Genomic DNA, 19,446 nt, shown 5'->3' on the forward strand with positions numbered 1-19,446 from the left:
CCAAGTTTATTGTGGCCCAACTATCGCGGGTGCAAGGGGCGGCTGTCCAGTATGGACGCTAGCGGTCGCTAGCCCGTCCCTCAGCCGTCCATCCATTCCGGCGCGTACTGCACCATGCCCTCCACGCCGCTCAGGCCATCCGGCGTCAGCGCCAGGACCATGCAGTTCCGCGCCGGCACCGTGAAGGGCACGGCGATGGCATGGTCCGCCATGGGCCGGTAGCCGAAGCGGGGATAATACTCCGGGATGCCGACCAGGACGACGGAGCCATAGCCCAAATCCCACGCCCGCTGGTGCGCCGCCCTCACCAGGCGACCACCCACGCCCCGCCCCTGCCATTCCGGCACGACCGACAGGGGCGCCAGGGCCAAGGTCGGAGTGGAGCCTCGGGCCCCGCATATGGCAGCCCGGGTCAGCAAGATGTGCCCCACCACCCGGCCGTCCTCCTCCGCCAGCAGCGACAGCGCCGGTATCCAGGCGGCGCTGCCGCGCAGGCGGGCGATCATCAGATGCTCACGATGATCGCTGTGGGGCACGTCGGCGTAGGCCCGCCGCACCGCCGCCGCGATGGCGGCGGCGTCATCCGGGCCCTCCTGCCTGACGGTCAGCGCCATGCCCCGCGCCAGCCTTACGGCGCCAACGAGGCCGTGGCGCTGATCTCCACCAGCAGGTCGGGGGAGATCAGGGGCCCCACCTGCACGATGGTGGTGGCGGGCTTGGCCCCGCCGAAGACGGCGCCGTGGGCGCGACCCACATCCTGCCAGGTGGCCATGTCGGTCAGGTAGATGCGGGTCTCCACCACATGCTCGGGCCCGGCGCCCAGCTCGGCCAGGGCGGCCACGATGCGCTCCAGGATCACCTTGGCCTGGCCGCCGGCATCGCCGGGGTGGAAGGCCTTGCCGTCCGGGCCGCCGCTGGCGGTGGTGCCGGACACGAAAATCAGGTCGCCGGCCTTGACCGCCCGCGAATAGCCGATGGCCTCGCCCCACGCGGACGCCACCTCAACCTTCTGCCTACCCATGCTCTCAGTCCCCCATCATTCGCCGGACTTGTGCCCGCGCAGTTTAATTACGCCGACACCATAGCGGCTGTTGGTTTGTTATCCAGAGACGGGAAAGCAGGGCTGGTCCGCTTCAGGGATCCAACGGATCGCCGGCGTCCAGCGCCAGGGCCGACAGGGTGGGCAGATAGGCCACGTCGAAGGGCGACACCCGCTCCAGCCCGATGAAGGGGACATAGCCCAGGTCCTCCTGGTTGCGGGTGGCGAAGCGGTCCTCGGTGATGTAGCCGCTCTGCCCCAGGTCAGTAACCACCAGGGCCTTGCGGTCCATGGGCATGCCATAGCGATAGATCAGGCGGTCGGCGTTGCGCAGGTTGGTGGTGGTGTGGCGGGCGTGCGGCTCCACCAGGATGGCGTCGGCCGGTATGTCATAGTCCTGGACCAGGGCCTTCTTCATTTCCAGCGCCTCATTATATGGGGTCTGGTTGGGGTGGACGTTGCCGCCGCTGACGATGATGACCGGCGCCTTCCCGTCATGCCAGCGCTTGGCCGCCAGTTGCACCCGCAGCAGGCCGGGGGCGGACAGGGGCACGCCCGCCGTCTCCGGCCCATAGCCCGGCACCACCAGTGCCGTGTAGGGATACTTGGCCCAGTTGACGGTCTTCAGGTGCGCCACCGCCGCCTTGTTCTCCCCCGCTTCCATGGGTTCGAACCGGCCGGCCTCGTCCCGCCGGTTGATCTGCAGCAGCAGCAGGGCGAAGGCCTCCGTCGGCTCGAAGAATGGGTTGTCGTCGGCCAGGCCGTCCGCCAGGACGGAAGCCGCGCTCTTCACCAGCGTGCCATAGGCGGGGGCGGCCACGTCATAGGCGGGGCCGTCGATGGCGGGACCGCGCGGCTTCTCTCCGCCGCCATAGACCGCCAGGATGCGGTGGGCGGTGGCGGCGGCCTGGGTCCAAGTGCGGACCACCACGTCGGGATCCTGGCCCGGCGCGGCCGGATAGAGGCCGCTGGCGTCCAGCGCGGCCGTCAGCCGCCGGGCGGCGTCGGGGCGGGCCTTCAGGGCGGCGGTCAACGCTTGGCCGGCCGCAGCCACCTCCGCGTCCGACCAGTCGAAGCCGCGCACGTAGCAGCCGGTGTCGCCGCCGCAGTCCTCCACCGCCCTCCGCGCCCGGGCGCGACGCTCCGCCGCCAGGCGGCTCAGCTCCGGCGCGGTCGCCACGGCGGCCAGCGCCTGCGGATCACGGGACAGCAGGCTCAAGCCGTAGAAAAGCTTGTCGCGCAACGGCTGCTTATAGACCAAGGGCTTGGGCACCGGAACCGGGGGCTCCGCCGCGCGCGCCGCTCCCGTCACCCCGATACCGGTCATCACCACAATCGCCGCCACCCGCGCCCAGCACCGCATATTCCCGCGCCCTCGGTCCGTTAAAGGGACGACACCCTACACGGGAACGGCGCCGCTTGCATGACGATGCGCGCCCGCCGCCCCCCGTGTCCAAAGTCCTAGCCGCATCGGGTCGTTGCGTGCGGTGGAACCTCACCGTCATAGTGCGCGACACTTGACTATCGCCCGACCAGGAACCCCGACCGCCTTGCCCGCCCCGCCCCGCCTCACGGTCCTGCTCCTGGCCCTGGTCCTCGCGGCCCTGCTACCGCCCCTGGCGGGCGCCTGGGCGGCGAAGCCCAAGCCCGCCAAGGCGCGGGCCGATACGGAGGAGACGGTACCCACCGTCCGCCTGCCGGACACGGCCCGCCCCCTGCGCTATCGCCTGAACCTCGCCATCGACCCGGACCAGAGCGAATATTCCGGACAGGTTGAGATCAGGATCGCGCTGACCAAGGCGGTGGACCATATCTGGCTGAACGGCCGCGATCTGGACATGGCCTCGGCCGAGGTGGTGACGGCGGCGGGGGAACACCTGCCCGCCACCTGGGACCAGGTGACGCCGGACGGGGTGGCCCGCATGGGTTTCCCCCGCCCGCTGCCGCCGCAGACCCTGACCCTGCGATTCGCCTACACCGCCTCCTTCGACCCCTCGCTGGACGGTCTCTACCGTGTCAGTGAGAAAGGGCTGAACTACGCCTTCAGTCAGTTCGAGGCCATCAGCGCCCGCCAGGCCTGGCCCTGCTTCGACGAACCGCGCTTCAAGACGCCCTACGACATCAGCCTGACGGTGAAGGCGGGGGACGAGGCGGTGACGAACACCCTGCCCGTGCGCGAAGAGGCGCTGCCCGGCGGCAGCCGGCGCCTGACCTTCGCGCCCACCCGGCCCCTGCCCACTTACCTGCTGGCCTTCGCCGTGGGGCCGCTGGACATCGTGAAGGGCCCGACCATTCCGCCCAGCGGCGCCCGGCGCAAGCCCATCCCCCTGCGCGGCGTGGCCCTCCACGGCAAGGGCCCGCGCCTGGCCTATGCCCTGTCGGTCACGCCGGGCCTGTTCCTGACGATGGAACGCTACTTCGGCATCCCCTACGCCTACGGGAAGCTGGACCTGATCGCGGCTCCCGACTTCGACGCCGTGGGCATGGAGAACGCTGGCACCATCCTCTACAGCGAGCAGCGCCTGCTCGTGCCGGCGGACGACACGGTGGACGCCCGCCGCCGATTCCTGGTGCTGCACGCCCATGAGATCGCCCACCAATGGTTCGGCGACCTGGTGACGCCGGCGGGCTGGGACGACATCTGGCTGAACGAGGCGTTCGCGAGTTGGCTGGCGCCCAAGGCGGTGGACGCCTGGCAGCCCCGCATGCTGACCGCCCGCGTGGTGGAGCAGGAGGCGCTGGAGGCCATGGATCTGGACTCCCTGGGTTCCACCCGCACCATCCACCAGCCCATCACCACCACCAGCGACATCGAAACCGCCTTCGACAACATCACCTACCGCAAGGGGGCTGGCGTGCTGTCCATGGTGGAGGGCTATATCGGCCCCGCCGCCTTCCGCAAGGCGGTGACCACCCATCTGCGGCGCCACATCGATGGCGTCGCCACGGCCCAGGATTTCTTCGGCGCCTTGGCGGACACGGTGCGCGACCCCGTTCTGGTCGATTCCCTGCGTTCCTATATCAACATTCCGGGCGTACCCCGCCTGTCGCTGGGCTGGACCTGCCCGCGCACCGGGCTGCAGGTCTTGACGGCCCAGCGCCGATACCGGCCCTTGGGCTCCGACGCCGCCACGGCGGCGCACTGGACCCTGCCCCTGTGCGTGCGGCCGGGCGCGGCCGGCCCCTCCACCTGCATGATGGTGACGGCGGCGCGCCAGGCCTTCCCCCTTAGCCAGTCCGCCTGCCCGGCGGCGCTGATCCCCAACGCCACCGGCAGCGGCTATTTCCGCCTGTCGCTGACGACCGAGCATTGGCGCCGGCTGCTGGCCGTGCTGCCGCGCCTCCCGGCGGCGGAGCAGCTGGCCCTGCTGGAAAGCCTATGGGGGGAGGTCGCGGCCGGCCACCAGCCCCAGTCGCTGTACCTCACGGCCGCCGTCAGCCTGGCCACCGTGCCGGCGTGGGACGTGGCCTCCGCCCCCTTTCCCCGGCTGAAGCAGTTGCTGGAACAGGCGCCGACCGACAGCGATCGGGCCGCCCTCCGCCTGTTCCTGCTGCAGGCCTGGCGGCCGGTGCTGGCCCGCGTGGGCCTGACGCCGGGCAAGCTGGACCGGGTGGCGCCGGAAAACACGGCCCTGCTGCGCGACCGGCTGGTGGCGTTCCTGGCGCTGGAGCTGCGCGACGAGGATGTGCGGGCTCGCCTGCTGGCCCTGATGCGGGCGCCCGACGCCCAGCCGCCGGCGGAGACGGGACCCCAGGCGCCGGCGGAGGTGCGGGCGACGGGCATGGCGGTCATGGCCCAGGAGCTGGGCCGTCCCTACGTCAGCGGTCTGGTCGACCAACTGCGATCCTCCACCGACGCGGAGGGTCGGGAAATGGCGCTGGACGCCCTGAACCGCGTGACCGACCCCACCCTGGCGGCGGAGGTGCGCGACATGGTGTTCGTGCCCTGGCTGAAGCTGAACGAGGTCAACATGCTGATTCGCGGCCAGGGGCGGGAATCCAGCCATGTGCCCGCCTATTGGGCCTGGGTGCAGGCCAACATGGCCCACCTGCGCGCCCGCGGCTCCTCCGCCACCCTGGGCGCGCTGACCCTGCCGCTGGAAGGGCTGTGCAGCGCCACGGCGGCGGATCAGGTGGAGGCCTTTTTTCGCCCCATGGCCAGCGAGCTGGAGGGCGGCGGGCGCACCGTGGACCAGGCGGTGGAGCGCATCCGCCTGTGCGCCGCCCAACGGGCGGGCCCCCCGCCGTCGTCGGAAACGCAAACACCGACGCAAAGGCAATAACCCCTAAAGTTTAGTCCCGAAAGTTTCGGTCATCTGGCTGAATTGTTTAGGCCCATGGCTTGCTGTACCTACTGAAGGAACAGTGCTGAAATGGGCTCCGCTGGCCCTTGGCATTCGAGGGCACGCGTGGGGCGCACGCCGGGGGGCGGCTTCCACGAGGCATCGCGTTAGGGATGACCAATCAGGGGAAGCATGAGTCAGGTAGAAATCAGCCGGGACGCCGACAACGGCGATGACGCCGCGGTCCGTTTGATGATTGTCGAAGACGACGCCCTGGTGGCCTTGGGCATCCGCCTGACGGTCGAGGATTTGGGCTATTACGTCTGCGGCATCGCCGCGTCCGAACCCGAGGCCATCGCGCTGGCCGCCAGCAGCCATCCCGACTTGGCGCTGATGGACATCCGCCTGAAAGGCACGGTCGACGGAATCGACACCGCCCGACAACTCAGGAACGAATTCAGCCTGCGATCGGTCTTCCTATCGGCCTACACGGACGAGCAGACCATGGCCCGGGCCAGCCTGACCTATCCATTGGGCTTCGTGCAAAAGCCATATTCCGCAGGACAGTTGAAGTCGGCCCTGGACTTGGCGTTGCGGCGGCTTGCCGCACCCAAGGACTAGACGGAAATCCCCGTTGAGTGGCGCCCGCCCCCGGGTCAAAAAGGCTTAGGACGAATTCCTGCTTGGAATGACGTCCGGACTGGCGTGTTATCAAGGCGGTAGCGTTCCGTCGTGGTTAACGCGCTGGCAGGGTTTCACGCATTGGCCGGCCGCATTGCCTTAATTCCGCCGGAAGATGCTGCAAAATCATTGTCGTGGTCCGGGAGCCTCGGGCCACGACGTCAAGACGTGCGGAACCAATCCGCGCGTAAAGACGCATAGAAGGAGAGGAATATGCGCTTTAAAGCCCTGATGCTCGCCCCGGTTCTGTTGGTTGGCCTGGCTGCCTGCGACAAGCACGACGCCCCGGCCCCTGCCAAGACCGAAGCCCCGGCTGCCGCCCCCGCGGCGCCCGCCGCCGAACCCCCGGCCACCCCCGCCCCGGCTGACAACTCCGCCACCCCGGCGCCGGCCCCGTCCGACGCCACCCCGGCCCCCGCCACGCCGGAGCCCTCCACGACCGAACCCCCGAAGGGCAACTAACCACTTCGTCGGGGCTTTGGCCTAGCGTTTGCGGGCCCGTTCCTCATCGGAGCGGGCCCGTTTTCGTTTGCCTCAGGCGCCGCCGGGGCATCCGCCCCTTGGCGATCCTCGCTGCGCCCTGCGGTACTCGCTGCGGCGGCCCCAGTCGGGGCCTTGGGTGCTTTTGCTGGGGGGCTTTTGCTGGGAGTGCTTTTGCTGCCCGGGAGTTAAATCACTCCACATCAACCGGGCGGGGACGGCCGTCCTCGCCGATGGCGACGTAGGTGAAGACGCCCTCCGTCACCTGCACCGCCTCGCCCGTGGCGCCCCGGCGCACCCAGGTGTCGATGCGCACGCGGATGGAGGTGCGCCCCACCGCCAGGATCTCGGTATAGCAGTTCAGTTCATCGCCCACCGCCACCGGGCGGTAGAACTTCATGGCCTCGATCCCCACCGTCGCCACTTTGCCCCGCGCCCGGCGCACGGCCTTGGCGGCGCCCGCCAAGTCCATCTGCGACAGCACCCAGCCGCCGAAGATGTCGCCGTTGGCGTTGGTGTCCGCCGGCATGGCGAAGGTGCGCAGCGCCGGCGCCGTGGAGAAATCGGGGGCGGGGGGCTGATCGTTCATGGGTCCGTGCTCCAGGCCGGACACCCCTGATTTGGGAGGGTGCCGCGTCCATCCTTACAAAATGTGGTGGTTATCGGGGCTGTTCCGCCGCCCCGGTCCTTGAACTGCGGCGACGCCCACTCCTATAATGGGGTATGAGCGACCTGTTTCAGAATACCGCCCGCAAGCAAGACAGCTATTCCGCCCAGGACATCGAGGTCCTGGAGGGGCTGGAGCCTGTCCGCCGCCGCCCTGGCATGTACATCGGCGGCACGGACGAACGCGCCCTGCACCATCTGGTGGCCGAGGTGCTGGACAACGCCATGGACGAGGCGGTGGCCGGCCACGCCACCCGCATCGACCTGGAACTGGCGGCCGACGGCACCGTGTCCGTCCGCGACAACGGCCGCGGCATCCCGGTGGACGACCATCCGAAATATCCGGGCAAGTCGGCGCTGGAGGTCATCCTCACCACCCTGCATTCCGGCGGCAAGTTCAGCGGCAAGGTCTACGCCACCTCCGGCGGCCTGCACGGCGTGGGCCTGTCCGTCGTCACCGCGCTGACCGACCAGCTGACGGTGGAGGTGGCGCGCGACCGCACGCTCTACACGCAAAGCTACAGCCGGGGCGTGCCCCTGACGCCGCTGGTGAACGCCGGCCCGGTCAACAACCGGCGCGGCACCCTGGTGCGCTTCCACCCCGACGCCCAGATCTTCGGCGAGGGCGCGCACTTCAAGGCGGAGCGGCTGTACCGCATGGCGCGGTCCAAGGCCTATCTGTTCCGGGGCGTGGAAATCCGGTGGAGCTGCGATCCCTCGCTGCTGGCCGACGACAGCCCCATCCCGGCGGCCGAAACCCTGCACTTCCCCAACGGGCTGCTGGACTATCTGGTCTCGGCCCTGAAGGACCGGCGCACGGTGACCCCCACCGCCTTCGCCGGCCAGGCCGATTTCCCCAACCAGGCCGGCCGCGTGGAGTGGGCCGTGGCCTGGCCCGAGGATGACGAGGGCTTCAGCCACACCTACTGCAACACCATCCCCACCCCCCAGGGCGGCACCCATGACCAGGGCCTGCGCCAGGCGCTGACGCGCGGCCTGAAGGGCTATGGCGAGCTGGTGGGCAACCGCAAGGGCCCGTCCCTGACGGCCGAGGATGTGGTGGACGGCGCCACCATTCTGCTGTCCGTCTTCATCCGCGACCCGCAATTCCAGGGCCAGACCAAGGAAAAGCTGGTGAGCGCCGAGGCCGTGCGCCTGACCGAGGCGGCCATCAAGGACCATTTCGACCACTGGCTGTCGGCCGCCCCCGACGCCGCCAAGGTGCTGTTGGACCGTCTGGTGGAAAAGGCGGAGGAGCGGGCGCGGCGCCGCGCCGCCAAGGACATGGCGCGCAAGGCCCCCACCCGCCGCCTGCGCCTGCCCGGCAAGCTGGCCGACTGCTCGCGCCAGAGTTCCGAAGGCACCGAGATCTTCATCGTCGAGGGTGACAGCGCCGGCGGCAGCGCCAAGCAGGCGCGCAACCGCGAGACCCAGGCCATCCTGCCCCTGCGCGGCAAGATCCTGAACGTGGCCTCCGCCAGCACCGACAAGCTGCGCGGCAACCAGGAACTGAGCGACCTGGTGCAGGCCCTGGGCTGCGGTGCCGGCAAGGAGTTCTCGGCCGATCGGCTGCGCTATGAGCGCATCGTCATCATGACGGACGCGGACGTCGACGGCGCCCACATCGCCTCGCTGCTGATGACCTTCTTCTACCGTGAGATGCCGTCGCTGATCGAGAACGGCAACCTGTTCCTCGCCCTGCCGCCCCTGTACCGCCTGTCCCAGGGCAGCAATGTCCGCTACGCCCGCGACGACGCCCACAAGGACGAGCTGCTGGCCAGCGTGTTCAAGGCCAACCAGAAGGTGGAGATCAGCCGCTTCAAGGGCCTGGGCGAGATGCAGCCCAGCCAGCTGAAGGAAACCACCATGGACCCGGCCCGCCGCACCCTGCTGCGCGTGACCGTGCCGGACGTCCGCGACCCGGAGCAGAAGGACGACGCGGAGAACACGGCCAGCCTGGTGGAAAGCCTGATGGGCCGCAAGCCGGAGCTGCGCTTCAAATTCATCCAGGAAAACGCCAAGTTCGCGCAGGATCTCGACGTTTAAGCGCCGGCTGAAAGCTTAGGCGGACGCTCGGACGGAAGTCGCCGTCCGGGCGTTTTGGTTTTCAGCCTGTGGAGGATTGGCGGCCCTCAGACATCGCGGGGAGCCGCCCAACCGTCAGGACTTCCAGGAGCTGAGCAGCACGCTGTCGCTGGCCCCGGTGTGAGAGGTGCTGAACAAATTGGTGATGCTTGCGCTGGATAGCGTGACGCCGTCGCTGGCCTTGATCGTGGCGACCTGATGATCATAGGTCCCACCAGGACTCTGAAGGAACCAGTCCTTCAATGTCACGTCCTGGGTTCCATTAACTTGATCAATAATCAGGTCATTGCCCGACTGCTGCAGCCAGACTTGATCATGGGTCACAAACAGATCCAGTTCACCGCTGGGGCCGACGCCGTTGGTGGAAAGGGCAACGGAGGTGTTGGCGCCTACGGTGGAGATGACCTCATTCTTACCACTTACCGTCGCGCCAACGCCCGCGTAGAGCGTGATGGTATTGTTATCCCCGTTGACCGCCGTCTGTGAGCCGCCCACAAAGACAGAGCCATTGCTGATATTGGCGGTGTTGTTGGCACCACTGATCCAGAGTCCGTCACCAGAACCCGTAGCCGCCAGAACGTTATTGCCGCCATCCACACCGAAATTGTCATTGCTCCCCAACGTCACATGGTTGCTGGACCCATTCAGTCCGACCCGTGAATGATCCTCCATGATCAACATGCCGTTGGACAAGGTAACGGCATTGGCATCCGCATACTCCCCCTCACCAGTGACGTGTAGCGTATTGCCGGACACCATGCTGACGCTGTTGCCACTGCCATTCAGCGTGGTGACAGAGCTGCTAGCGGACACCGTGACAGCAAGGTTATTGCTGTTAATTTGGGTTTTGGCGCTATCGCTTGCGACAATGACCGTGTCATTAGTGCCGGTGATCCAAAATCCATTGCCGGAGCCCGTGGCAGTCAAAGTGTTGTTGTCACCCGACACACCGATATTGTTATTGGTCTGCAACTCCACATGGTTACCGGAGCCCGTGAAATTGACACGCGCGTCCGCAATCAAAACGAGGCTGCCGCTACCGCTGATAAAGGATACGGCATTGGCCGTATTGGCTTTGCCGCCCCCAGTGACCTTCAGCGTGCTGCCGGACGCCATGCTGACGCTGTTGCCATTGCCATTGAGCGTCAGACTTGCGCTGGTGGAGGACAGCGTAATGGTCGCGCTGTTGCCCGTAATCTGCGTCCCGGTTCCAGTGATCCAAAATCCATTGCCGGAGCCCGTGGCGGTCAGCGCGTTGTTGTCACCTGCCACACCGATATTGTTATTGGTCTGCAACTCCACGTGGTTGCCGGAGCCCGTGAAATTGACACGCGCGTCCGCAATCAAAACGAGGCTGCCGCTACCGCTGACAAATGATACGTCATTGGCCGTATTGGCTTTGCCGCCCCCAATGACCTTCAACGTGCTATCGGACGCCATGCTGACGCTGTTGCCATTGCCATTGAGCGTCAGACTTGCACTGGTGGAGGACAGCGTAATGGTCGCGCTGTTGCCCGTAATCTGCGTCCCGGTTCCAGTGATCCAAATCCCATCGCCGGTCCCGGTGGCAATCAGGGTGTTGTTATTCCCCCCTATGCCTATATTGTCACTGGCGCCCAACGTCACATGGTTGCCGTCACCCGCCAGACTGACCCGGGCATCCACGGCCAAGGTAACGGTACCGCTGACAAGGTTCACCATATTGGCGGCTTTGCCTTTGCCGCCACCGTTAATTGTCACTGCACTGCCGGATGTCATACTGACGGTGTTACCGCTACCGGTGATCCAAAATCCATCGCCGCTGCCCGTGGCGATCAGCGTGTTGTTGTCACCTGTCACACCGAGGTTGTCATTGCTGCCCGAGGTCACATGGTTGCCGGAGCCCGTAAGATTGGCCCGCGCATCCACAGTCAGAACGACGCTGCCGCTGGAAAGCGTCACCTCATTGGCCGTGTTCTGATAGCCACCCCCGGCAATCGTAATGTTGGCGCCATTTGCCGCGCTGACTGAGTTGCCACTACCAGAGAGGGTAGCCGACTGGCCGGCGCCCAGAGTAATGGTGTCGGTGCCACCATTTACGATCACACTGCTGATGCCGATGAGGCTATCTGACAGGGACGAACCCGAGGCTGTCGCATAGCCGCTGGCCAAATTGATGTTCATATTGCTAGCGGTGTAGCTAGCCACCGCCGTCCCGCCCGCGGCCCATAGCGTGCTGCCGGTCCCAGTGCCCACCAGGGTGGCGCTGCCACCGGTGCTCTTCAGCGTCGCGCTGCCGTTGGTCGCGATCAGCGTGTTATTGGTGCCGCTGGAGATCGCGACATCCGCGCTGCTGTTCAGGGTCACGCTGTCATTCGATCCCGTCACGGTAATCGTGGTGTGATCGGCCCGAACATTGACCGCGCTATTGCTGATGCTAATGGTTTCCGTGATGCTGGTCGCTGAAATCGACGATGAGACCACCACGGACGCGCTGCTGTTATTCGTGCTTTTAACCGTGTCGCCACTGGCGCCCAGGATGATAGTATCGCCCGTGGCCTGAACGTCGATGACGCAGCTGGCAGTGTTGATCGTTTCCATGCTGCTGATGGCGGTGACGACGACCGACGCGCTGTTGCCGGTCGTGCTCTTCACCGTGTTGCCGCCACCGCTCAAGATCACCGTGGCGCCCGACGTCTGGACGTCCACCACGCTGTTGGTGATGTTGATTGTTTGGCTGCTATTGATGGTCGTGATAGCAATCGACGCGGCGTTGCCCGTGGTGCTCTTCACCGTGTCGCCGCTGGCACCCAGGATGATGGTATCGCCCGTGGCCTGAACGTCGATGACGCTGCTGGCGGTGTTGATCGTCTCGGTGCTGCTGGCCGCCGTGATGACAACCGACGCGCTCTTCCCGGTCGTGCTTTTCACGGTGCTGCCGGCACCGCCCACGATAATGGTATCGCCCATGGCCTGAACGTCGATGACGCTACTGGCGGTGTTGATCGTTTCGGTGCTGCTGATGGCGGTGACGATGACCGACGCGCTGTTGCCGCTCGTGCTCTTCACCGTGTTGCCGGTGCCGCCCAAGGTCACCGTGGCGCCTGACGCCTGAACGTCCACCGTGCTGTTGGTGATGTTGATCGTCTGGCTGCTGTTGATGGTCGTGACAGCAATCGACGCGGCATTCCCCGTGGTGCTCTTCACCGTGTCGCCGCTGGCACCCAGGATGATGGTATCGCCCGTGGCCTGAACGTCGATGACGCTGCTGGAGGTGTTGATCGTCTCGGTGCTGCTGGCCGCCGTGATGACAACCGACGCGCTCTTCCCGGTCGTGCTTTTCACGGTGCTGCCGGCGCCACCCATGACGATGGTATCGCCCGCGACCTGAACGTCGATGACACTGCTGGCGGTATTAATCGTCTCCGTGCTGCTGGCAGCCGTGACGACAACCGAAGCGCTGTTGCTGGTCGTGCTCTTCACCGTGTTGCCAGCGCCACTCAAGGTCACCGTGGCGCCCGATGTCTGGACGTCCACCGCACTGTTGGTGATGTTGATCGTCTGGCTGCTGTTGATGGTCGTGATAGCGATCGACGCGGCGTTGCCTGTCGTGCTTTTCACCGTATCTCCGGCGGCACCCAGAATGATCGTGTCCCCGCTGGCGCGCACGTCAATCATGCTGCTGGCGGTATTGATCGTTTCGGTGCTGCTGATGGCCGTAATCGTAATGGTCGCGCTATTGCCAGTGCTGCTGCTTATTGTACTCCCCCCACCACCCAAGGTGATGGTATCCCCGCTGGTGCGCACGTCGATCGTGCTGCTGGCGGCGTTGATCGTCTGGGTGCTGTTGACCGCCGTGACCGAGACACTCGCACTGCCGGTGCCGCTGATGATGTTGCCGGAACCGGTCAGGGTTATGACGTCGCCGCTTCCGGCGATGGACAGCGAGGCGCTACCGCCGGCCACGATGATATCGTTGTTGCCCAAGGCCTGAAGGCTGCTGATGCCCACCAAGGTATCGTAGATGGAGGCCCCAGCCAGGGTCGCCTTGCCCGTCGTCAGATCGATCGACGCGCCATCGCCGGTGTAACGGACGGAGGTGCCGGCCGTTCCGGTCAAACTAGCTCCGCCGCCGCTGCCCACCAGGACGGAGGTGCCCGCCGAGGCGATCAGGGTGGCGTTGCCGTTGGCGGTCACCGTGTTGCCAGTGCCGGAAATCGTGGCTTTGGCACCCGCGCTCACGCCGACCGTGGCGCTGGTGCCGACAATGGCGACGTTGCCCGTGGTCACGGCCAGCGTCTCACTGGTGGCCTTGAAGGCGCCTGAGCCGCCAACATTGACCTGGGTGCTCCCATAGCCACTCAGGGTGGCATTGGCCCCATTACCCAAAAGGACGGTGCCGGCATCATTGACAACCAGAGTCCCTCCGCTGTTCACGATGGTGGCGCCGCCGCTGACCGAGGTTCCTGAAGTGGCATAGCCGACGCGGATGGTGTCCGCCGTGGAGCCGCTGCTGGCGATGGTGACGGTGCTGGTGGCGCCCCCGTCCCCCGTCGTCACATAGATGGCGTCGCCGCTGGCGAAAACCTGTTGGTTGGCGCCACTGACGAAGAGGGTGCTGGCCGCCGTGACGTAAATGCTGCTGCCGCTGCCACCCACGGCCTCAATGAGGCTGCTGGTACCGCCGTATGTCACGGTGGCATTGGCTGCGGTGATTTTGTTGGGCCCACCGCTGGTGGTCAGGTAAGAACCCGCATTCACAACAATGTTGTTGCCCGAGCCACTGACCGTCGCCTCAGCCCGTACAGCACCGGAGGCCGCCGCCAGCGTGATCCCGTTGGCGTTGCCGGTCAATGTGTTGCCGGAAGTTCCGGCAGCCAATGTCACAAAATCCCCAGATCCCGTCAGGGTGTCGTTATTGCCCGTTACATAATTACTATTGCTTCCATCCAAAGCGACAATAGCATTACTCTGCGTAATATTATTCGTCATGACAAACACCATCTTTTATGGTAGAAATTCAAGATCTTATTGGAAGAAGCGCCCCAACCCGGAGGCCTGACCTTACATCTCCAGGATCCGTGTCCGCAGGGTCAGCTCCAGCGAGGCGCGGTCGAAGACGTGGTCCCAGTCGCCCTCGGCGCGGGGACGGAACAGGCGCATGGTCGGGTACCAGGGGCAGTCCGTGCGATCCAGCAACCACAGCCAGTGGGCGACGTCGCCCAGCAGGACCCACACCTCCTTGCCCAGGGCGCCGGTCAGGTGGGCGACGGCGCTGTCGGTCATGATGACCAGGTCCATCTGTTCCACGAAGGCGGCGGTGTCGGCGAAATCGCCCAGGTGGGGGGCCAGGTCGATGATGGGTCCGCCCCGGGGCAACTCGCCCAGCGCCTTCTCCGGCGTCCCCTTCTGCAGGCTGTAGAGCTGGACACCCGGCAGGGCGAAGGCCTGGAAGAAGCGCATCAGGGGCTGGGCCCGTTCATGGTTGCGCTTGAAGCTGGTGTTGCCCGACCATACGACGCCAACCCGGAGGCGGCCATCGCGTGGCCCCAGTATCTGGGCAGCCTTGCCCCGGCGGTCCGCCGGCGCCCGCAGATAGGGCTGCGCCGGGATGGTGGCCAGGTCCTGGGTGAACAGGCCGGGCAGGCTGCACCAATGGGCATGGAGATCGGCCTCGGGCAGCGGCTCGCCCCAGGGGATCAGGCGATCCGCGATCCCCAGATCCGCCAGCAGGGGAATGAGCTCCCGCTGGCACTCAACGGTTAGTTCACCGCCCAACGCCTTCACACGGGACAGGTAACGCGCCGCCCATAGCGTGTCGCCGAACCCTTGTTCACAGAGCAGCAGCAAGCGCCGGCCGGCGTAGGGCCGCCCATCCCACTTGGTGCTGGCCAGGTCACGGCCGGGGACCTGGCCACTGATCAGCCGCACCTCATAATCAGGCCAGGCTTGGCGATAGTTGGCGAGATAGAGATAGCTGCGCCCCCGGTCCCAGCGCGCCTTGTGGAATTCCGGATTGAGTTCCAGCGCGCGACTGAAGGCCATGACAGCCTCGCCATGATTGCCAGCCTCAGCCAGCGAGGTCCCTAAATTGTGATGGAGAAGCACGTCGTTCGGCGCCAGCTCGATGGCCCTGCGGTGGGCGTTCACCGCGCTCTCCAGGTATTTCAGCTTGGTCAAGGCATTGCCCAGATTGGTCCAGATACCCGACCCGCGCGGGTTGGCCGCCACGGCGTCGCGATAGCACCACAGTGCGTCCAGGTGACGCTCCATCTGGGCGAACATGACGCCCCGGGCGTTCAACAGGTCGGCGTTGCCGGGGTCGCGGCGCAGGGCGCCCTGGAGAAGTTCCTCCGCCTCGGCGTACTTCGCCTGCTCATGCAGGACGGTCGACCGGCGCAGGACCTCGGCACTTGTGGGAGACAAGGTGACTAGACCGGTTGCCGACACGGGAATCTCTCCACCACTGAGGGACCAACTCGTCGCGCAGCCGCAGAAAGCGTGTTGGATACACGGACCTCACCCAGTGGGCGCGGAATCACAGCACGTCCTAGTGCCCCGCATACTCGAGAGCCGCCTCATCTAAGAAGGTTCCGCACCGGCCCGCAAATTATTTTTGCGAGTATTTTTCCAACAATCACATAACTTTTCTTGCACTTATATAATGAACACTGATATGGGCCGCCCAGGCGCGGCATGGGCTTTCATCCGCCATGCTTGGCGCATCCAACAAAAAAGGCCGCATCGCTGCGGCCTTTTTCGGGCGGACCAGGGTGAGCGACCACGCTGCTAGCCCAGCGCCGCCCGGTACCCCGGAAATCGGAGAGGGAATGGCTTAGTGGCCGTGGCCGCCGTGACCGTGGTCGTCATGGCCGTGGCCGCCGTGCCCATGGTGGGCATTCGCTTCGGCCGGCTTCACGGCGGCGATGGACAACGCGGCGAGCAGGCTGAGGCCGAGGAAAGCAGCGATGCCGATGGTGACCATGATGTCGTCCTTTAAAGCAAGGTGGCCAAATCGAATGGCGCTAGGTCATGGGACGGTTGCGCCGACAACGGAAGCCTAGACCAGTTTTCTCAAGATGCGCAACCGGCCAGGTGACAAAGCGGTGTCATCTCCTGAGATGATGGGGCGTCCGGCGGCTAAAACAAGGGTCGTTGGGGCCACAGCAAACGTCCCGGCGGTGCGTCACGCCGTCCGCAGCCATTCCCGCAAGAGGCTTGTCGTCTCTCCCGGCCGTTCCATGGGCGGCAGGTGGCCGCACCGATCCAGCACCGCCAGGCGGGCGCCGGGAATGATCCCGGCCATCTCCTCGGCGCACTCCAGGGGCGTCACCTGGTCCTCCCGCCCCACCGCCACCAGGGTGGGGCAGTGGATGGAGGCCAGGTCGCCCCGGCTGTCGGGCCTGCCCAGGATGGCGGTCTGCTGCCGGATGAAGGCGTCGCGGCCCACCCGGTCGGCCATGGCCATGACCTCGCCGGCGATGGCGGGATCGGCCTGGTGGTCGGGATGCAGCAGTTGCGGCAGCAGGCGCGGCGTCACCCCCTGGAACCTGCCCGTCCTGGCCAGCGCCAGCAGCCCCTGGCGCCGGCGGCGCTGCTCCGGGCCGTCCGGCCGGGCGGAGGTGTCGATCAGGGCCAGACGCTCCACCCGGTGACCGGCTTGCCGCATGATCTCCAGCGCCACGTAACCACCCATGGACAAGGCCGCCAGGCTGAAACGCGCGGGCGCGTCGGTCAGCACGCCGGCGGCCAGTTCCACCATCGACTCGGCCCCCGTCAGATCGGGCACCCTCACCTCGACCTGGCCGGCCAGGTCGCGCATCTGGTGGCGCCACAGGGCCGCGTCGCACAGCAAACCGGGCAACAGGATCAGAACCGGCTTCCCTCCCACCCCGGAAAGGGGCCCGGAAGGTGACACAACAGTTGACATTAAAGGAAATCCTTGCCCTTGCGGGCTGGAATTGATATCGAACGCGCGACCCTAGACCATGCCGCGACTTCCGCCAAGTCGCGCATGGTTCCGGTATGGGCGGCGCCGGGCCGCCGTGTGCAGGCCCGGACGCGGTCCCGATCCCGTTGACGACGGGTTTGGCGCGGGATGGCGGCCCCGCCGGCCTGACGCCTGGTTCAAGGGGGGCGCGGCAGTCCTGCCGGGTCCCGTCCTTTTAACGACGCACACCATACAGATACAAGGTCGCATGCTTTTCTCGGAAATTGGGCTAGGCCCGGAAGTCCTTCGCGCGGTTGAAGACGCGGGCTATAGCCAGCCGACCCCGATTCAGGAAAAGGCGATCCCCTGGGTGCTGCAGGGTCGCGACGTGCTGGGCTGCGCCCAGACCGGCACCGGCAAGACGGCGTCGTTCACCCTGCCCATGATCGACATCCTGGCATCGGGCCGTGCCCGCGCCCGCATGCCGCGCTCGCTGATCCTGGAGCCGACGCGCGAGCTGGCGGCCCAGGTGGCCGAGAACTTCGAGGTCTACGGCAAGTACCATAAGCTGAACATGGCGCTGCTGATCGGCGGCGAATCCTTCGGCGACCAGATCAAGAAGCTGGAGCGTGGCGTTGACGTCCTGATCGCCACCCCCGGCCGCATGATGGACCTGTTCGACCGCGGCAACATCCTGCTGTCGGACATCAAGATCCTGGTGATCGACGAAGCCGACCGCATGCTGGACATGGGCTTCATCCCGGACATCGAGCGCATCGTCGGCCTGCTGCCCAAGATGCGCCAGACGTTGTTCTTCTCGGCCACCATGCCACCGGAGATCCGCCGCCTCGCCGACGCCTTCCTGATGAACCCGCGCGAGATCACGGTGGCCCCGCCGGCCTCCCCCGCCGCCACGGTCACCCAGGCGGTGGCGATGGTGCGGGGCGAGGACAAGCGCGAGGCCCTGCGCCACCTGCTGCGGACGGAGGACGTGAAGAACGCCTTCATCTTCTGCAACCGCAAGCGTGACGTCGCCCTCCTGCACCAATCGCTGACCAAGCACGGCTTCAACGCCGGCGCGCTGCATGGGGACATGGTGCAGTCCAAGCGCACCGAGACGCTGGAGCAGTTCCGCCAGGGTGAAATCTCGCTGCTGTGCTGCAGCGACGTGGCCGCCCGCGGTATCGACATCGCCGGCGTCAGCCATGTGTTCAATTTCGACGTGCCCCACCACGCCGACGACTACGTCCACCGCATCGGCCGCACCGGCCGCGCCGGCAAGACCGGCCGCGCCTTCATGCTGGCGACGCCCGACGACAGCCGCACGCTGGGCGCCATCGAAAAGCTGATCGGCCGGGAAATCCCGCGCATCATGATCGATGGCCTGGAGACCCCGGACATGTCCGAGGGCGAGAGCGACGGCGGACGCCGCCGTCGCGGCGGCCGAAGCGATGGCGCCGCCAAGGGTGGCAGCCGTCGCCGTGGTGGCAGCCGGACGGACGCCGCCCCCGAAGCCGCGCGCGAGGCTCAGGCCGATGCCACGCCCGTGGCGGAGGAGACGGTGGAGGCTCGCCGGCCGGAGCGCCAGGAGCGGCCCGAGCGTCAGGACCGTCCGGATCGTGGCGGTCGTGATCGCGACCGCAACCGGAACCGTGATAACCGGAGCGAGGCCCCCCGCGAAGGCAATCGGGGGGACAGCGGCCGCAACGACACGCGTCCCCCGCGCCAGGACGACCGGGGCGAGCCGCGCCGCCGCTGGCGTGACGAGGATGACGGCCCGACGGTGGTCGGCTTCGGCGACGACGTGCCGGCGTTCATGCTGCGCGTGGCCCGTCCCGTGGCCCGCGCCGTCCCGCCGGAAACTTTTGACGGTTCCGACACGCCCGAGGCGTGACGGAGCGAACGCCGGAGGCTTGGAAGCACCCCATGCAGACCATCTTCGTGCAGATCAAGTGCGAGCTGGGCAAGGCGTACGACGTGGCCAATTCGGCCGTCGAGACCTTGGAAGAGGTTTCCGAGGTCCATTCCATCTCCGGTCAGTACGACCTGATGATGAAGTGCTATCTGGGTGACGAGGCCGACATCGGCCATTTCGTCACCCAGCGCCTGCAGACCCTCCCCGGCGTCAAGGACACCTTCACCATCATCACCTTCAAGGCCTTCACCTGACCCCTCCGCCAGCCCCTTCGCGGGGCTGGTGCCTCAGCGGCCTTTCCCAGGGTGGCGTTTCTGGGCCAGGCGCCGACGATATCGGGGGATGAACCCGTGGAACGGGCCAGCCGTGTTGACTTGGCCCACGGCAT

Annotated in this window: 14 protein-coding genes; 6 read left to right on the plus strand and 8 right to left on the minus strand. The window is 66.4% G+C overall.

The window, feature by feature from the left end; translation table 11 throughout:
* Positions 1-80: 80 nt before the first annotated feature.
* The 3 genes from UAA55_RS24560 to UAA55_RS24570 form a co-directional block, all read right to left on the minus strand.
* Positions 81-614 carry a GNAT family N-acetyltransferase gene (locus UAA55_RS24560; protein WP_322956072.1) on the minus strand — a complete coding sequence of 178 codons (534 nt, stop codon included), beginning with the start codon at positions 612-614 and terminating at the stop codon, positions 81-83.
* Between the two features lie 14 nt (positions 615-628).
* Positions 629-1,021, minus strand: coding sequence for a RidA family protein (locus UAA55_RS24565; RefSeq protein ID WP_004272210.1), 393 nt, complete (start codon positions 1,019-1,021; stop codon positions 629-631).
* Positions 1,022-1,133: 112 nt separating this feature from the next.
* Positions 1,134-2,366 (minus strand): YdcF family protein, encoded by a 1,233-nt coding sequence (locus UAA55_RS24570; RefSeq protein WP_322956074.1) that lies wholly within the window; start codon positions 2,364-2,366, stop codon positions 1,134-1,136.
* A gap of 223 nt (positions 2,367-2,589) precedes the next feature.
* Here UAA55_RS24570 and UAA55_RS24575 point away from each other — a divergent pair, with 223 nt between their 5' ends.
* The 3 genes from UAA55_RS24575 to UAA55_RS24585 all read left to right on the plus strand — a co-directional run bounded on the left by UAA55_RS24575 (position 2,590) and on the right by UAA55_RS24585 (position 6,465).
* Positions 2,590-5,322 (plus strand): M1 family metallopeptidase, encoded by a 2,733-nt coding sequence (locus tag UAA55_RS24575; RefSeq protein WP_322956076.1) that lies wholly within the window; start codon positions 2,590-2,592, stop codon positions 5,320-5,322.
* 192 nt (positions 5,323-5,514) lie between these two features.
* Positions 5,515-5,943 (plus strand): response regulator, encoded by a 429-nt coding sequence (locus UAA55_RS24580; RefSeq protein ID WP_322956077.1) that lies wholly within the window; start codon positions 5,515-5,517, stop codon positions 5,941-5,943.
* Positions 5,944-6,216: 273 nt separating this feature from the next.
* A complete protein-coding gene (locus tag UAA55_RS24585) occupies positions 6,217-6,465 on the plus strand; it encodes a hypothetical protein (protein ID WP_322956078.1) in 249 nt (82 codons plus the stop codon).
* Between the two features lie 211 nt (positions 6,466-6,676).
* Here the strand turns inward: UAA55_RS24585 and UAA55_RS24590 are convergent, their stop codons facing one another.
* The gene (locus UAA55_RS24590) at positions 6,677-7,072 is read right to left on the minus strand and encodes an acyl-CoA thioesterase (protein WP_322956079.1); all 396 of its coding nucleotides are present in this window, start codon (positions 7,070-7,072) and stop codon (positions 6,677-6,679) included.
* A gap of 134 nt (positions 7,073-7,206) precedes the next feature.
* Between UAA55_RS24590 and parE the strand changes: the two genes are divergently transcribed.
* On the plus strand, positions 7,207-9,195 hold the full coding sequence (parE, locus tag UAA55_RS24595) for a DNA topoisomerase IV subunit B (RefSeq protein ID WP_322956080.1): 1,989 nt from the start codon (positions 7,207-7,209) through the stop codon (positions 9,193-9,195).
* Positions 9,196-9,309: 114 nt separating this feature from the next.
* Here the strand turns inward: parE and UAA55_RS24600 are convergent, their stop codons facing one another.
* The 4 genes from UAA55_RS24600 to UAA55_RS24615 all read right to left on the minus strand — a co-directional run bounded on the left by UAA55_RS24600 (position 9,310) and on the right by UAA55_RS24615 (position 17,077).
* Entirely contained in the window at positions 9,310-14,205 is a 4,896-nt protein-coding gene (locus tag UAA55_RS24600; RefSeq protein WP_322956081.1) for a beta strand repeat-containing protein, read from the minus strand.
* A gap of 72 nt (positions 14,206-14,277) precedes the next feature.
* Complete coding sequence (locus UAA55_RS24605) at positions 14,278-15,663, minus strand: tetratricopeptide repeat protein (protein WP_322956082.1); 1,386 nt, start codon at positions 15,661-15,663, stop codon at positions 14,278-14,280.
* A gap of 385 nt (positions 15,664-16,048) precedes the next feature.
* Complete coding sequence (locus UAA55_RS24610) at positions 16,049-16,198, minus strand: hypothetical protein (RefSeq protein WP_157999429.1); 150 nt, start codon at positions 16,196-16,198, stop codon at positions 16,049-16,051.
* A gap of 201 nt (positions 16,199-16,399) precedes the next feature.
* Positions 16,400-17,077 (minus strand): alpha/beta fold hydrolase, encoded by a 678-nt coding sequence (locus UAA55_RS24615; RefSeq protein ID WP_322956084.1) that lies wholly within the window; start codon positions 17,075-17,077, stop codon positions 16,400-16,402.
* A 334-nt stretch (positions 17,078-17,411) separates the two neighbouring features.
* Between UAA55_RS24615 and UAA55_RS24620 the strand changes: the two genes are divergently transcribed.
* Positions 17,412-19,037, plus strand: a complete 1,626-nt coding sequence (locus UAA55_RS24620; RefSeq protein ID WP_322956086.1) for a DEAD/DEAH box helicase — start codon at positions 17,412-17,414, stop codon at positions 19,035-19,037.
* 32 nt (positions 19,038-19,069) lie between these two features.
* On the plus strand, positions 19,070-19,312 hold the full coding sequence (locus tag UAA55_RS24625) for an Lrp/AsnC ligand binding domain-containing protein (RefSeq protein WP_322956088.1): 243 nt from the start codon (positions 19,070-19,072) through the stop codon (positions 19,310-19,312).
* Positions 19,313-19,446: the final 134 nt, after the last annotated feature.

The sequence above is a fragment of the Nitrospirillum guanabarense genome (assembly GCF_034653355.1).
GTDB lineage: Bacteria > Pseudomonadota > Alphaproteobacteria > Azospirillales > Azospirillaceae > Nitrospirillum.

Coding starts and splice junctions, on each gene's coding strand:
- UAA55_RS24560 (WP_322956072.1), bottom strand. CDS start 614: ATGGCGCTGACCGTCAGGCAGGAGGGCCCGGATGACGCCGCCGCCATC.
- UAA55_RS24565 (WP_004272210.1), bottom strand. CDS start 1,021: ATGGGTAGGCAGAAGGTTGAGGTGGCGTCCGCGTGGGGCGAGGCCATC.
- UAA55_RS24570 (WP_322956074.1), bottom strand. CDS start 2,366: ATGACCGGTATCGGGGTGACGGGAGCGGCGCGCGCGGCGGAGCCCCCG.
- UAA55_RS24580 (WP_322956077.1), top strand. CDS start 5,515: ATGAGTCAGGTAGAAATCAGCCGGGACGCCGACAACGGCGATGACGCC.
- UAA55_RS24585 (WP_322956078.1), top strand. CDS start 6,217: ATGCGCTTTAAAGCCCTGATGCTCGCCCCGGTTCTGTTGGTTGGCCTG.
- UAA55_RS24590 (WP_322956079.1), bottom strand. CDS start 7,072: ATGAACGATCAGCCCCCCGCCCCCGATTTCTCCACGGCGCCGGCGCTG.
- parE (WP_322956080.1), top strand. CDS start 7,207: ATGAGCGACCTGTTTCAGAATACCGCCCGCAAGCAAGACAGCTATTCC.
- UAA55_RS24600 (WP_322956081.1), bottom strand. CDS start 14,205: ATGACGAATAATATTACGCAGAGTAATGCTATTGTCGCTTTGGATGGA.
- UAA55_RS24610 (WP_157999429.1), bottom strand. CDS start 16,198: ATGGTCACCATCGGCATCGCTGCTTTCCTCGGCCTCAGCCTGCTCGCC.
- UAA55_RS24620 (WP_322956086.1), top strand. CDS start 17,412: ATGCTTTTCTCGGAAATTGGGCTAGGCCCGGAAGTCCTTCGCGCGGTT.
- UAA55_RS24625 (WP_322956088.1), top strand. CDS start 19,070: ATGCAGACCATCTTCGTGCAGATCAAGTGCGAGCTGGGCAAGGCGTAC.